The organism is Agrobacterium sp. T29 (genome assembly GCF_006970545.1).
GTDB lineage: Bacteria > Pseudomonadota > Alphaproteobacteria > Rhizobiales > Rhizobiaceae > Agrobacterium > Agrobacterium leguminum.
In genome coordinates this window covers 296,128-311,535 of record NZ_CP040641.1, presented here as the reverse complement: position 1 = coordinate 311,535, position 15,408 = coordinate 296,128, and the positions used below count along the sequence as shown (strand labels likewise).

Genomic DNA, 15,408 nt, shown 5'->3' with positions numbered 1-15,408 from the left:
AGATCGCAAAAATTCCGGGCCGGAATTCCGGGTGGGGAAGACAACGGAAAGTTTCTGGATGAGCAAGGCCATCACAATCATTGTCTGGTTACTTGTGTCGCTTTGCGTTCTGGCCATCGTCACGATGCCGGTCAGTCTGCAGACTCATCTGGTCGCCACGGCGATTTCGCTCATTCTGCTGGCGACGATCAAGAGCTTCAACGGGCAGGGGGCTTGGCGTCTGGTAGCGCTCGGTTTCGGCACGGCCATCGTGCTGCGCTATGTCTACTGGCGCACCACCAGCACCTTGCCGCCCGTCAACCAGCTCGAGAACTTCATTCCCGGCTTTCTGCTCTATCTGGCGGAAATGTACAGCGTCGTGATGCTGGCGCTCAGCCTCGTCATCGTGTCGATGCCGCTGCCGTCGCGCAAGACGAGGCCCGGTTCACCCGATTACCGGCCGACGGTCGACGTCTTCGTGCCGAGCTATAACGAGGACGCTGAGCTTCTCGCCAATACGCTCGCAGCGGCCAAGAACATGGATTATCCGGCCGACCGGTTCACCGTCTGGCTGCTGGACGATGGCGGCTCGGTGCAGAAGCGCAACGCCAGCAATATCGTCGAGGCGCAGGCGGCGCAGCGCCGCCACGAGGAGTTGAAGAAGCTCTGCGAGGACCTCGACGTGCGCTATCTGACGCGCGAGCGCAACGTCCACGCCAAGGCCGGAAATCTCAATAACGGGCTTGCCCATTCGACCGGCGAGCTCGTGACCGTGTTCGACGCCGACCACGCGCCCGCCCGCGACTTCCTTCTGGAAACGGTTGGCTATTTCGAAGAAGACCCACGGCTCTTTCTGGTGCAGACACCGCATTTCTTCGTCAATCCCGATCCCATCGAGCGCAATTTGCGCACCTTCGAGACGATGCCGAGCGAAAACGAGATGTTTTACGGCATCATCCAGCGCGGCCTCGACAAGTGGAACGGTGCCTTCTTCTGCGGTTCGGCCGCCGTGCTGCGGCGTGAGGCATTGCAGGATACCGAAGGTTTCAGCGGCGTCAGCATCACGGAAGATTGCGAAACGGCGCTGGCGCTGCATTCGCGCGGCTGGAACAGCATCTATGTCGACAAGCCGTTGATCGCCGGGTTGCAGCCGGCCACCTTCGCAAGCTTCATCGGCCAGCGCAGCCGCTGGGCGCAGGGCATGATGCAGATCCTGATCTTCCGCCAGCCCCTTTTCCGGCGCGGTCTCTCGTTTACGCAGCGTCTCTGCTACATGTCGTCGACGCTGTTCTGGCTGTTTCCGTTCCCGCGCACCATCTTCCTGTTCGCACCGCTGTTCTACCTGTTCTTCGACCTGCAGATTTTCGTGGCCTCGGGCGGCGAGTTTTTGGCCTATACGGCGGCCTATATGCTCGTGAACCTGATGATGCAGAACTATCTCTATGGCAGCTTCCGCTGGCCGTGGATTTCGGAACTTTACGAATATGTGCAGACGGTTCACCTCCTGCCCGCCGTCGTTTCGGTGATTTTCAATCCCGGCAAGCCCACCTTCAAGGTGACGGCGAAGGATGAATCCATTGCCGAGGCGCGGCTTTCGGAAATCAGCCGGCCGTTCTTCGTCATTTTCGCGCTGCTGCTGGTGGCGATGGCTTTTGCCGCCTGGCGCATCTACAGCGAGCCTTACAAGGCGGATGTCACGCTCGTGGTCGGCGGTTGGAACTTGCTCAATCTCATCTTCGCGGGCTGTGCGCTCGGTGTCGTTTCCGAACGCGGCGACAAGTCGGCGTCGCGGCGCATCACGGTCAAACGGCGTTGCGAAGTCAAGCTCGAGGGTAGCGAGGCCTGGGTGCCGGCTTCCATCGATAACGTCTCGGTGCATGGCCTGCTGATCAATCTTTTCGACAGCGCGACAACCATCGAAAAAGGCGCGACGGCCATCGTCAAGGTCAAGCCGCATAGCGAGGGCGTGCCGGAAACCATGCCTGTCAACGTCGTGCGAACGGTGAAGGGCGAGGGTTTCGTCTCGATCGGCTGCACCTTTTCGCCGCAACGTGCCGTCGATCACCGCCTGATTGCGGACCTGATCTTCGCCAATTCGGAACAATGGAGCGAATTCCAGCGGGTGCGCCGCAAGAACCCCGGCCTTATCCGTGGTACGGCCATCTTCCTGGCCATATCGCTCTTCCAGACGCAGCGCGGCCTTTATTATCTGGTCCGAACGCTTCGGCCTGCTCCCAGAGACGCCAAACCTGTCGGAGCTGTAAAATGATCGGCCGTAAACCCATCCGGGATTCTCTGGCAATGTTGGTATGGGGGGCCGTCGCCACGGGCGCTATGGCGCAGTCCTCCCCCTTCGACATGTCGCCGGAACGGCCCGCCCAGACGGCTCCGACACCCGTGCCGCCGTCCGCCGTTGCGCCTGCCGCGCCGCGTCAGCAGCCACCTGCCCAGATGCCGGCCCAAATTCCGGCCCAGACGCCGTCTCAGCCATCCGCCCCGCCGCCATTTGCGGTTCAGCCCGCGCCGCAGCCGCAACAGCGCCCAGCCGTTCCGTTGCCGCCGCCGGTTGCGGCTCCTCCGAGTCAGGAAGGCTCAAGACCTCTTCCAGCAAGGGCTCCGTCGCTCAACGCCGACAGTCGCCGCCGATACATCCTGCCCTATGAAAAGCTCAGCCTTTCCGGGGAGATGGACAGGCGGCAATGGAGCATCTATCTGACGCCGGAGCAGGTGAATGCCGCCGTTTCGCTCAATATCGGGTATCAGAACGCCATCGTCGTCGCACCGGAGAGCTCGAATTTTCAGATCAGCCTGAACAATGTCGCGCTGGATCCAGCGCGTATCGAAGCGCCCGACAGCGAGGGCAATGTCTCCTTGAAGATCCCGCCCGGCGTCTTGCAGGTCGGCTCGAATGTCGTGAGACTGGGTGTACAGCAGCGCCATAGAACCGACTGCACGATCCAGTCCACCTACGATCTGTGGACCGATATAGACCCTGCCAATACCTATATCGGCTTTAATGCGGATGTCGCCGGAAGCTTTGCCAATATCGACGATATTCAGGCGACGGGGCCGAACGGAAAGGCGATGACCTCGATCGAGATTGTCGCACCGGCGCTCGCCAATCCGGCATTTGCGGATTCTCTCCTGCGTCTTTCACAGGCGCTGGCGCTCAGAACCCAGATGCCGAACCAGACGATCCGTTTCGTGGTTGCTCCTTCTGCTGAGCGCAAGGCGGGCACGCTGACGGTCTTCGTCGGCACCGCCCGGGAGATTGCTGGAATTGCCGGAACGCTGCCACCCGAGGCTTCGGCGGGCGCTTTCGCCGGTTTTGGCGCCGCCGCGCCGGGCGGTCTTTCGCCGCTTTTCGTCAGCGGCCCCACCCCGCAGGCGGTGCAGGCGGCAATTGAGACGCTGTTTTCGTCGATATCGCGCACACCCGGTGCGCAGAGAACGACTTTTTCGACCCGAAGCTGGCATGCGCCGGATGTGCCGCTCGTCATGTCGGATCGCCGTATCGCGCTTTCCGAACTTGGTTTCGAAAGCACCGAATTTGGCGGCCGACGTTTCCGCAACGAGTTTTACGTCGGCATGCCAGCCGATTTTTATGCGTCCGCCTATGGTGAGGCGTCGCTTCTCCTCGATGCCGCCTATTCGTCGCAGGTATTGCCGGGCAGCCACGTCGATATCTACGTCAATGACCAGATCGCCTCGACCGTGCCGATTTCCAACAATGGCGGCGGCATTTTCCGGCATCTGCCGATCAATGTGACGATGCGTCATTTCAAACCCGGGCCGAACAAGGTGACCATCGAGGCGGTGTTGATGACGGCGCAGGATCAGGCTTGCGCCCCCGGCGCGCCCGCCAGCACGACGCCGCGTTTTGCATTGTTCGACACGTCGGAACTTCATATTCCGGACTATGCGCAGATCGGCCGCAAGCCGGATCTTGCCGCGATGGCGGGGGCCGGACAGCCCTATCGGACCGGCGGAGCGCCTGTTGCCCTGTCGCTCGACCGCTTCGACACCGACACCATGTCTGCGGCAGCCACACTGATCAGCCGGCTGGCAAGCGTGGCGGGGCATCCCATCGACATCGAGACTGTCGCCTCGCCGCTGGTGATCGGCGATCGCGACGCGCTGTTCGTCGGCACGATTTCGCAATTCCCGCAGGCATTGATCGGCCAGTTCAATCTCGTTCCTTCGAGTCAGATATCCTGGAAAATGGGAACCGGCGTTCAGCCGCCCGCCCAGAGCAGCGAGACCCTTTTCAATGATTGGCGCGAGCGGGTGGACGGCGGTGTCTGGGAGGGGCAGGTGTCTTCTCTCGAGGAATGGATGAAGCGGAATTTCGACCTGAGTTCGGATACGCTGCGCTTCCTGCCGGCCGCCGAGCAGCTCTATGCGCCGCCAGGCAATGTATCCTTCATGCTCGCTCAGGGACTTAGCCCCTCCGGCGAAGGGGTGTGGACGCTTGCCACTGCGCCGACGTCAGCCGAACTTCTTGACGGCATGGCGGCGATGACGCGGGAAAACCGCTGGCGCGGTGTTACGGGACGTGTTGCCGCTTACGATGCCGCTGCCGAAAAGCTTGAAACGGTGGAGGTGGAGCGGCCGTATTTTTACGTCACGCGGGCGTTTTCCCTTTCCAACTGGAGGCTGGTCGCCGCCAACTGGCTGTCTTCCAACGTTCTTTCCTATTCGCTGGCGTTCATCGGTTTCGTGTCTCTCCTCGGCCTCGCCACTTTCACGATGCTGCGCATGATGGGACGGCATCGATGAAGAACGGGATCTCGAAACTGGCCGGTATTTTCTTCCTGTCCATGATAACGGTGATTGCAGGTATTTCCGTCAGCCGCGCCGCTTCGGTTTCGCCGGAGGCGTGGTCTGCCTATAAAGGCGCGTTTCTCGATCCCGGCGGCCGCGTCATCGATACCGGCAACGGCAATATCAGCCATAGCGAAGGCCAGGGCTACGGCATGTGGCTTGCCGCGCTTGCCGATAACCTGTCCGACTTCGAACTGATCTGGAGTTTCACGCGCACCGAGCTTTTGGTGCGTGACGACGGGCTTTCCGCCTGGAAATGGGATCCGCGCACCAGACCGCATGTAACCGATATCAACAACGCTACGGATGGCGATATCTTGATCGCTTATGCGCTGGCGCTGGCGGCCGGGCAATGGAACCGGCAGGATTATGCCGAAGCATCCGCGGCCATCGCATCCGCCATTCTCAAGAAGACGGTGGTGCAACGCGGCGGGCGAACGCTGCTTCTGCCGGCGGCCAGCGGTTTCGACGAGGATGACCGGGAGGATGGGCCAGTGGTCAATCCTTCCTATCTGATTTTCGAGGCCTTTCCGGTGCTCAATCTTGTTGCGCCATCGCCGCTTTGGAAAGCGCTTGCCGATGACGGTGTGGCGCAGATCGGCACATTCGCTTTCAGCGATAGAAAACTGCCGGCTGACTGGGTATCGGTGAAGACGAAGCCGCAGCCGGCATCGGGCTTCCCGCCGGAATTCGGCTATAATGCGGTGCGCATACCGCTTTATCTCGCAAGGGCGAATATGGGCTCGCCGGAGCTGCTCGCCCGGCTGAGAGGCGGCATGACGCTTGAAAGCGGCGCTGCCGGAACCTTCGATCTGAAGAGTGGAGCGGTCAAGGATGTCCTGTCCGATCCCGGTTATCGTATCATTCCGGCGCTCGCGGCCTGTGTCGGCGGCGGGCCGGCCGTTTCCGCCGAACTTAAAAACTTCCAGCCAACACTTTATTATCCTTCCACATTGCATCTTCTGGCATTGTCGTTTCTGGCAAGGAATAACGGGGAATGCCGATGAACAAGCCACTGTCGACCTCGGCTCTCATTCTGCTTCTGATAGCGCTCGCCGCCTTCCATTGGCGCGACAGCATTCTCGGGCGGGTGTCGGACGTGCATACCTCGGCGGTCGGCGACAACCGGGCGGCACAGCGTGTTTTGCCGACGGCGGCCAATCCGGCGCAGATCAACGCTTTCGTCAAGAACCGTGAAATGGCGCAGGTAACGCAGCCCGCGACACCGCCGGTCACGGTGCCGGCGACCGACCCCTTGCCGGTGACGCAGGCTGGCGGACAGGCGCCGCAAACACAGACGGCGCAGGCGCCGGCCCCTCGTGCCACCCAGCCTGCATCGGCCGATATGCCCGAAGTCGATCTGAGTGCCTTGCGCTATTTCGCGGCGAGGGGCGATACGCAGCGTCTTCAGGCCGAAATCGCGCGCCTGCGCACGCTTTACCCCAACTGGACGCCGCCTGCCGATCCTCTCGCCATTCCCGAAAACGGCGATCCACGGCTCGACGCCATGTGGCAGCTTTATACCGACGGCCGTTATGCCGAAGTGAGGAAGGCGATTGCCGACCGCCAGCAGGCGGAGCCCGGCTGGCAGCCGCCCGACAATCTGACGGGCATGCTTTCCCTTGCCGAAGCGCGCCAGCGGCTCGTCAATGCTTCCGATCTCAAGCAATATGCCACAGTGGTGGATACGGCCGCCAACAATCCCGGCCTGCTGACCTGTGGCGAGGTCGATGTGCTGTGGCGGGTTGCCGATGCCTTCGCCAATACCGACCGGATGGGACGGGCGCGCGACGCCTATCTCTACATTCTCAACAATTGCACGGTCGCCAGCGACAGGCTCGCCACCGTGCAGAAGGCATCCGCGCTTTTGCCGGCGGAAATGATGGACGAACTGCTGGCCAAGGAAAAACCGGGTGCGGACGGTCAGCTGGAATTCGAACCGGTCAAGAACGATCTCGCCCGTCAATTCGTGGCCAAGGCAGGGGAGAAGGAGGGCGTTGCCGTTCCTTCGACCTATGTGATGCGGCTTCAGCGGCTTGCCGAGACCGACAAGCTTGCAAGCGACGCCCTGCTGCTCGGCTGGTACAATATCCGGCAGAAGAACATGGCGGAGGCGGAGAAGTGGTTCCGCAAGGCGCGGGAAGAGGAAGACAGCGCATCGGCCTCGCAGGGGCTGGCGCTGGCGCTGATCGACCGTAACGAGCCGCGTGAGGCCGAGGACGTCATGTATAAATGGCGCAAGGCATCCGACGATGCGCTTGCGACCTATCTCGCCGCGACGGCCAATCTTCTCGCGCTGGAGCCGCCGGTCGTTCTGCCGCCGGAGGTGCTGCAACGTATCGCCGCCGAAACGGTGGCGCGCAAGGATGCGGCGACGGCACAGCAATTCGGCTGGTACTCGCTTGCCTTCCGGCAGACGCCGCTTGCTTTGCAATGGTTCAGCACGGCCCTTGGCTGGAAACCCGATGATGAGCCATCGGCCTACGGCATGGCGGTCAGCTATCACGATCTTCGCAATCTCGCCGGTCTGCGTGGCATCCAGCAGCAATGGGGAAGCCGTTCGCAACGTATCGCCGATGTCGGAACGGCGCGCATGGTGGACCAGTCCGGGCAGGCGGTTGCTCCCATAACCGCGCCGCCGGTTGTCGCACAGGTGACGGCGCCGCCCGTGCAGACCAATGTACCGCAGGGTGAGACGGCGGTGGTGTATAACCCGCCGGTCGTTCAGCAGCTTGAACCTTCGCGCAAGCAGGCGCGCCGCCCCGCACAGGTGCAAAGGGAAACCAGCGCCGCATCGCGCCCGCGCTCCTGCGCTGCCTATCCCGATCCGCAACGTCTGCCGCCACAGCAGGCGCTCGATCTCGGCTGGTGCCTGATGGAGACAAACCGGCCGGCGGAGGCTCTCAAAGCTTTCGAATCCGCGATTGAAAGCGGTCAGTCCAATGTCAAAAGCGACGCAGCCTACGGCCAGAGCCTTGCCTATCTGCGCATGGGCTTGACGGACCATGCAGCCGTCTCGGCGACGAAATCGCGTATGGATCGCCCACGCGCGACGGAACTGCAGGTCTCGATCCTTGCGGATCGAGCGGTTTCTGCGTTCGGGTCGAAGCGATATGCCGAAACGCTTCTCCTGCTCGACCAGCGGGCGCGGCTGGCGGATGAGCGCACGGACCTGATGGTGCTGCGCGGTTATTCCTACCTCGCCATGCGCCGTTATGGTGAGGCCGCCCAGATTTTCGAAAGCCTGACGGCTATCGGAAACAAGGATGGCATCCGGGGCCTGGCTGCGGTGCGCGCCGCCCGGCCGAGCAACGGTCCCCAGGGCGGCTGACGGGCGGCTTATCGCGGCTGGATATAGCCGGCCGCTGCTATCCCGCGTCGGTGAGGTTGCGGATGATGCGCATGAAGATACGCGCGCCGGTGCCGATCAGCGCATCCGGAAAGTCGTAGTCCGGATTGTGCAGGTTGGGATAATCCCGGCCGGCGCCGAGAAAGAACATCGCCGATGCTGAGACGGCGCGAAAGCGGCCGAAATCCTCGGAAGCCCGCATGGGCAGACCCTCCGAACCGTGGGAGATTTTTTCCTCGTCCAGCGCACGCCGGATATGCCCGACCGCGTCAGGCGCATTTTCGCAATGCAGGAAAATATCGTCATAGGTGATGTCGAGCGTCAGCTGCTGTTCGTCCGCCACCTTTCTAGCCAGAGTTTCCGCAGCCTCGCAGAGTTTTTCCATCCGGTCGTCGGTCAGTGTCCGGAGTGTCGCCCAGATTTCAGCATCGGCTGGGGAAATGCCGAAGGCGGCTTCGCCCATCACGGCATGGGTGATCGTCACCATCGAAAAATCGGGCTCTGGCGGGAAACCGGAGCCCAGTTCGGCCAAGGCCGGCATCAGCCGGGATATTGCCCGCATCGGGGAAATGCCATGTTCTGGCGAAGACGCATGCGCCGTCTTGCCGGAAAGGTGGATTTTGACCCCGCGCGACGCGCAGTTGACCGGTCCCTCCACGACGCTGACATGGCCGAAAGGCAGGCCGGGCAGGTTATGGAGCGAAAAGGAATAATCCGGCTTTATCTGCCCAAAGCGCGGGTCGGCGAGGACGGCGGCGGCGCCCGCGCCGGTTTCTTCCGCCGGCTGGTACAGAAGGATGACGCGGCCTGTTGCGGGCCGCTGCCGTGAAAGGCCAAGCGCCAGCGCCGTCAGAATGGTGGAATGACCGTCGTGGCCGCAAAGATGGCCCTTGCCGTCGGTGCCGGAGCGGTGTTCGGCGTCACTCTTTTCGTGAATGGGCAGGGCATCGAGTTCTGAACGGATCAGGATCGTCGGGCCGCTTTTGCCGCTGTCATAGACCGCAGCCACGCCGTGGCCGCCGAGATCGGCGAAAAGCTGGTCGGGCTGCGCCTGCTCGAGGAAAGCGCGGATGCGCCGCGCCGTTTCCTTCTCCTCGCCGGAAATTTCCGGATGACGGTGAAGATCATGGCGAAGCTCAATGAGATCGAGCATGTCCTTGTTGGTCAGAAACATCAAAAATCCTTGCAAGTCGTCCGGCCGGTTTTCCCGCCGCAACTTACAGGGCGTTGCCTTTAATGCAAAACCTTTGGCGGGTGCCAGCGTTTGCCCGCCGCTTTCGGCTTGATGGCGAGCGTGACGACATCGGCCGGCAGCGGAACCTTGGCTTTTGCCAGTTCCAGCCGGGCAAGGGCTGCACGGGCCTTTTCCGCGTATTCCAGATGCGCCGCATCGTCCGAATGATAGTGCTGCAGCCTGTCGAGGATTTCCGCGCCTTCCATCGTTCTTTCGGCGGCAATTAGCGCTACGGCGCATTTGTAAAGCGCCTCCCGGTGGAAGGGCGCGCGATTGGTCACCTGGCGGAAGGCCTCGGATGCCTCGTGGTAGTGCTGCTGCGCCAGCCGGGCCTCGCCGATACGCAGCCAGAGGACGACGGGTTCCTGCCCGGCGGCCAGAAGGCTGAGAAAGGCGATTTCGGCCTCCCGGAATTCGCCCCGGTCGAACAACAGATTGGCGAGGCCGAATTGCGCGCCGAGATGGTCCGGTGCCGCAGTCAGCACCTGCGCGAAGGCAATATTGGCGGCTGCCTTCTGGCCGGTCTTATAGAGTTTGAGGGCCTGTTCGTAGACAAACCGGATGCTGCGCGGGTGAAGCGTGCCGCCGAGATTGTCGCCCGAGCGGGTGCGAAACAGCGTGCAGCTCAGCTTCTGCTCCTCCGGCCCGAAGAAATATTTGTAAGGCTCGTTGCCGCGCAGGAAATCATAGGTTTTGAAACCCTGCTCGATTGCCCTGCGAATGCAATGGCCATGCAGCACGAGGCCGGGGGAAGGGGTCTTCCAGTTCTCGTCGCGGCCGGTAATGTAGAACAGGACCGATTTCTTCTGGCGGTCGATGATATTGGCGAGCGCGCCGAGCGGCTGGTCGCCGAACCAGAGCACCGGCACTTCCAGATCGCCACGGATATAGACATCCATCAGCATCTGCCGTGTCGCGCCGATCAGGAGTTCCGTGCGTTCCTTGCCCTTGTGCGGCGCCCAGCGGATGCGCCAGAAATCGAACAGGATGTCCATGTCCCGCTTGATTGTTTCCCTCGTTGCAAAGGTGATGCGATATTCGTCGCCGCCCTCCACTTTTCTCAGGAAACGCCTCAGCTTCTGCCGGGTCTGGCTGCTCATATGGCTGTCGAGATAGCCGTCGAACGTCTCCGGCAGGGCCACCACCGGGCAGATGCAATTGTTGATGTTGTAGGGGTTGGTCGGCATGTTGTCGCGAAACATGACGAGCGGGCCCTGAAGTGCGCGGATCATCGCCTCGCGGCGTTCCGGCGGGCCGGAAAGATAATCGAGCTTCAACTCGGTCCAGTTCTGCTGGCGGATATAGGAACAGAAACCGGCGACTGCGTGATTTTCATAGTCCGGCAGGGTGATGAAACCGGTGTAATCCGCCGCCGCATTGCCGGCCATGACGATGCTGTCGTGGAAGCGTCCGGTTTTCTTGTCCGGTTCGGTAACGATGCGCAGCGGGAAAAACGCCACATAGGGCGAGCCTTCCGCCCGTTCGCGCAGCGCAAGAATGAACCAGCGTCTGCGGCGCGGCATATAGTCCCTCAGCCACCCCCAGGAGAGAAAATGCCGGGCATGGGGATCGGCCATGAACACCGCATCCCAGTTTTCGCGGATCGCCTCGAAGCCGGCGTCCGTGTCGATGATATCGATGCGCATTCGTCCCCCTCCCAATACTGATCACACATTCGGGAGGCTTCATTTTATGGGTAAACGGTCGGCTTCAAATATTCCCTTCGGGTGAAAGCCGTGCATCAAATGGGATTAGCCCGTCGCCGATCCGCCATCGCTGCGCCGCGACAAAAAAGACCTTGTCAGCCGGTGGCAGCGCTCTAACATGCGGGGCTGAATGCGCGGCCGGATCAACGGTCCGCATGGCACAGGAGTTCTCACATGGCTGTTCCTTATATGCTTCTGACCGGCGCAAGCCGCGGAATAGGGCACGCCACCGTCAAGCTGTTTCAGGAAAAGGGCTGGAGAATTCTCACCGTATCGCGGCAACCTTTCTCCGAGGAATGCCGTTGGCCGTCGGCGCGGGAGAGCCATATTCAGGCCGATCTGGAGGACCTGTCCCGCATCGACGATCTGGCGGACGAGGTGCGTTCACGCCTGCCGGAGGGAAAGCTTGCGGCGCTTGTCAACAATGCCGGAATTTCGCCGAAGGGCGAGGGCGGAAGCCGTCTCGGTGTCATGGATACGACGGCGGAAATCTGGACGCGGGTGCTGAACGTCAATCTCGTTTCGACGGCGCTGCTCGCCCGCACGCTTTTGCCGGAACTGGAAGCGGCAAAAGGCTCCATCGTCAACGTCACATCGATTGTCGGCTCACGGGTGCATCCTTTTGCCGGCGTGGCCTATGCCACGTCGAAGGCGGCGCTCGCGGCGCTGACGCGGGAACTGGCGCATGAGTTCGGCCCGCGCGGCGTGCGCGCCAATGCGATTGCGCCGGGCGAGATCAACACCGCCATCCTCTCCCCCGGAACGGCGGAGCTGGTGGAGGCCCAGGTGCCGCTCGGGCGGCTCGGCACCACGGCCGAGGTGGCGCAGACCATCTATTTCCTGTGCTCGGAGCAGTCGAGCTACATCAACGGCGCGGAAATTCACATCAATGGCGGCCAGCACGTCTGACACGCCGAGCATCAACCGAAAATGGAGCCTTCATCGATGACCATCCTGCCGAATTCCGTCGAGGCACGCGATATCGCCTATCAGATGCATCCGAACGTCAATCTGCGCAAATTCGAAAAGACCGGCGGTCTGGTGATCGAGAGCGGCGAGGGCATCTATGTCACCGACAGCAGCGGCAAGCGCTATATCGAGGCGATGGCGGGGCTGTGGTCGGTGGCGCTCGGCTTCGGTGAACAGCGGCTGGTGGAAGCGGCGACGAAGCAGATGCAGAAGCTGCCCTATTACCACACCTTTTCCTACAAGACGCACGGTCCGTCGGTCGATCTCGCCGAGCTGCTGATCGAGCTTTCACCGGTGCCGATGTCCAAGGTGCATTTCACCTCCTCCGGCTCCGAGGCCAACGATCTTGTCGCGAAGATGGTCTGGTATCGCTCGAACGCGCTGGGCAGACGCGACAAGAAGAAGATCATCGGCCGCATCAAGGGGTATCATGGCGTAACCATCGCCTCGGCCTCGATCACCGGCCTGCCGCGCAATCATGAAAGCTTCGACCTGCCGCTGGACCGCATGTTGCATACGGCCTGCCCCTCCTATGTGCATTTTGGAAAGGAAGGGGAAAGCGAGGCGGATTTCACCGCGCGTATCCTGAAGGAGCTGGAGGATCTGATCCTGCGCGAAGGCCCGGAAACCATCGCCGCTTTCTGGGGCGAGCCGGTAATGGGCGCCGGCGGCGTGCTTCTGCCGCCGGAAGGTTATTGGGAAGGCGTGCAGGCGATCCTGAAAAAATACGATATTCTGCTTGTGGTGGATGAGGTGATCTGCGGTTTCGGTCGAACCGGCAAAATGTTCGCCTGCGAGACCTATGGCATCAAGCCGGATGTGCTTGTCGTCTCCAAGCAGATTTCGTCGTCCTATATGCCGCTTTCGGCGATCATCATGAATGACAATTTCTACCAGCCGATTGCCGATGAATCCGACCGTATCGGCTCCTTCGGCCATGGTTACACCGCCTCCGGCCATCCCGTCGCGACGGCTGTGGGGCTGGAAAACCTGAAGATCATTCAGGAGCGCGATCTGGTCGGCAATGTCGCCCGGCTGGAGGGCAAGTTTCTCGATCATCTGAAGGCGCTGGCCGATCACCCGCTCATTCATTCCTCGCGCGGTATCGGTCTGATCGGCGCGCTGGAGGTGAAGCCGTGGGAAGGCATGAAGCCGGGCGATACGACGCTCGCACTTGCCGCCGCCATCGAGGAGGAGGGTGTCATCACCCGGCCTATCGGCGAATCCATCTGCTTTTGCCCGCCGCTCATCATTACGGCCGAACAGCTGGACGAGCTGTTTGCCGGTGTGAAGCTTGGTCTCGACAAGGTTGCGGCTGCCCGAGGCTGATAACTCCAGCGATTGTGCCGGCCGGTTTATCCGGCCGGCCTATCCCCGATAGGCCACAAGCACCGCGCCGCAGGCGATCAGCACCACGCCGAGCCAGTTGGGCAAAGACAGCCTTTCGCCCAGAAACAGCACCGCAAAGACGGCGACAAACACGACGCTCAGCTTGTCGATGGGCGCGACGCGGGCGGCGTCGCCGAGTTTCAGCGCCCGGAAATAACATATCCACGATGCGCCGGTCGCCAGACCGGAGAGCACGAGGAACACCCAGGTTTTACCCGAGATGGTGGAAGGCTGCTGCCAGTTGCCGGTGATGTAAACCATCAGGCCGGCGGCGGCCAGAATGACGACGGTGCGGATGAGAGTGGCGAAATCGGAATTGATATTTTCGACGCCGATCTTCGCAAAGATGGCGGTGAGCGCCGCAAAGGCCGCCGAGAGCAGCGCCCAGAATTGCCAGGCCAGAAACAGGTTCTTCATGCCGCCACTCCGCTTATCGCATTGGTTACGCTTCGGCTCTACCGCATCTTCCGGCCGATAAAAACCCCGTTTGATGGGGCGAGCCTGAAGAATGAAAGCCCGGCGCATCCAGTCGATGCGCCGGGCTTTCCATATGTGCCTGCCCGGAGAAACCGGGACAGGCCGGACCTTGGGAGGTCTTATTATTCGGCGGGCTGCACCGAAGCCGGAAGCTGATCCACATCGGCGATGCCGGTGAACTCTTCCTGGCCGCTCAGCACGCGGGCAAGCTGATCCTGATCCAGTTCGCCTTCCCAGCGGGCGACGACGATGGTGGCGACCGCATTGCCGACGAAGTTGGTGAGGGCGCGGCATTCCGACATGAAACGGTCGATGCCAAGGATCAGCGCCATACCAGCGACCGGAACCGAAGGCACAACGGAGAGGGTTGCCGCGAGCGTGATGAAGCCCGCGCCGGTGATGCCGGCTGCACCCTTGGAGGAGAGCATGGCCACGAGCAGCAGCAGAATCTGTTCGCCGAAGGAGAGGTGAATGCCGGTCGCCTGCGCGATGAAGAGGGCCGCCAGCGTCATGTAGATGTTGGTGCCGTCAAGGTTGAAGGAATAACCGGTGGGGATGACGAGACCGACGACGGAGCGCTTGCAGCCCGCCTTTTCCATCTTGCTCATCAGGCCCGGCAGGGCGGCTTCGGAAGACGACGTGCCGAGAACCAGAAGCAGTTCTTCCTTGATGTAGCGGATGAGCGCGACGATGGAGAAGCCGTTGTAACGGCAGACCGCGCCGAGAACCACGAACACGAACAGGAAGGACGTAACGTAGAAGGTGCCGATCAGCATCGCGAGGTTGGTGACGGACGAGATGCCGTATTTGCCGATGGTGAAGGCCATGGCGCCGAAAGCGCCGATGGGGGCGGCCTTCATCAGGATCGCGACCAGCTTGAAGATCGGATACATCAGGGCATGCATGAAATCGGTGACGGGCTTGCCCTTTTCGCCGACGATGCCGAGCGCGATACCGAACAGAACCGAGAAGAACAGCACCTGCAGAATGTCACCGCTGGCGAAAGCGCCGACGATGGTGGTCGGGATGATGTTCATCAGGAAGCCGGTGATGGTCTGCTCATGGGCCTTGTCGGCGTAGGTCGCGACTGCCTTGGCATCCAGCGTGGCGGGATCGATATTCATGCCCGCGCCTGGCTGCACGGTGTTGGCGACGATGAGGCCAACGATGAGCGCGAGCGTGGAGAATACGAGGAAGTAGATCATGGCCTTGCCGGCCACGCGGCCAACCTTCTTCATGTCGTTCATGCCGGCGATGCCGGTTGCGACGGTGAGGAAGATGACGGGAGCGATGATCATCTTGACGAGACGGATGAAGCCGTCGCCGAGCGGCTTCAGCTGTTCGCCGAAGGCCGGATAGAAATGGCCGAGCGCGATACCGGCGATGATGGCCACCAGAACCTGAAAATACAGGTGCTTGTAGAATGGCTGCTTGGCGTGGCCTGCGGCCACGGCTGTCGTATCGATCATGTTTTTTCCTCC

At 61.5% G+C, this 15,408-nt stretch carries 10 protein-coding genes; 6 read left to right on the top strand and 4 right to left on the bottom strand.

Annotated features, from left to right (window positions below):
* The first annotated feature begins 58 nt into the window (after window positions 1-58).
* The 4 genes from bcsA to FGF54_RS16380 are packed head-to-tail and all read left to right on the top strand — an operon-like array spanning window position 59 to window position 8,134.
* Window positions 59-2,248, top strand: coding sequence for a UDP-forming cellulose synthase catalytic subunit (gene bcsA / locus FGF54_RS16395; protein ID WP_142780438.1), 2,190 nt, complete (start codon window positions 59-61; stop codon window positions 2,246-2,248).
* Window positions 2,245-4,758, top strand: a complete 2,514-nt coding sequence (locus FGF54_RS16390; protein WP_142780437.1) for a cellulose biosynthesis cyclic di-GMP-binding regulatory protein BcsB — start codon at window positions 2,245-2,247, stop codon at window positions 4,756-4,758. Before bcsA ends, FGF54_RS16390 begins: the two co-directional genes overlap by 4 nt.
* Window positions 4,755-5,810 carry a glycosyl hydrolase family 8 gene (locus FGF54_RS16385; protein WP_142780436.1) on the top strand — a complete coding sequence of 352 codons (1,056 nt, stop codon included), beginning with the start codon at window positions 4,755-4,757 and terminating at the stop codon, window positions 5,808-5,810. The genes FGF54_RS16390 and FGF54_RS16385 overlap by 4 nt, the downstream gene beginning before the upstream one ends.
* The gene (locus FGF54_RS16380; protein ID WP_168208157.1) at window positions 5,801-8,134 is read left to right on the top strand and encodes a cellulose synthase; all 2,334 of its coding nucleotides are present in this window, start codon (window positions 5,801-5,803) and stop codon (window positions 8,132-8,134) included. The genes FGF54_RS16385 and FGF54_RS16380 overlap by 10 nt, the downstream gene beginning before the upstream one ends.
* Before the next feature lie 37 nt (window positions 8,135-8,171).
* Here FGF54_RS16380 and FGF54_RS16375 read toward each other — a convergent pair whose 3' ends face one another.
* Together FGF54_RS16375 and FGF54_RS16370 are read right to left on the bottom strand one after the other, a co-directional pair.
* Entirely contained in the window at window positions 8,172-9,326 is a 1,155-nt protein-coding gene (locus FGF54_RS16375) for an amidohydrolase (protein WP_142780435.1), read from the bottom strand.
* A gap of 59 nt (window positions 9,327-9,385) precedes the next feature.
* Complete coding sequence (locus FGF54_RS16370; RefSeq protein ID WP_142780434.1) at window positions 9,386-11,032, bottom strand: GNAT family N-acetyltransferase; 1,647 nt, start codon at window positions 11,030-11,032, stop codon at window positions 9,386-9,388.
* Between the two features lie 234 nt (window positions 11,033-11,266).
* On the opposite strand from FGF54_RS16370, the gene FGF54_RS16365 reads away from it, so the two are divergent.
* Window positions 11,267-12,001 (top strand): SDR family NAD(P)-dependent oxidoreductase, encoded by a 735-nt coding sequence (locus FGF54_RS16365; RefSeq protein ID WP_003524050.1) that lies wholly within the window; start codon window positions 11,267-11,269, stop codon window positions 11,999-12,001.
* A 36-nt stretch (window positions 12,002-12,037) separates the two neighbouring features.
* Window positions 12,038-13,390, top strand: a complete 1,353-nt coding sequence (locus FGF54_RS16360) for an aspartate aminotransferase family protein (protein WP_142780433.1) — start codon at window positions 12,038-12,040, stop codon at window positions 13,388-13,390.
* A 39-nt stretch (window positions 13,391-13,429) separates the two neighbouring features.
* Here FGF54_RS16360 and FGF54_RS16355 read toward each other — a convergent pair whose 3' ends face one another.
* Entirely contained in the window at window positions 13,430-13,867 is a 438-nt protein-coding gene (locus FGF54_RS16355) for an EamA family transporter (protein WP_059758266.1), read from the bottom strand.
* 182 nt (window positions 13,868-14,049) lie between these two features.
* Window positions 14,050-15,396 (bottom strand): dicarboxylate/amino acid:cation symporter, encoded by a 1,347-nt coding sequence (locus FGF54_RS16350; protein ID WP_003519920.1) that lies wholly within the window; start codon window positions 15,394-15,396, stop codon window positions 14,050-14,052.
* Between the last annotated feature and the right edge of the window lie 12 nt (window positions 15,397-15,408).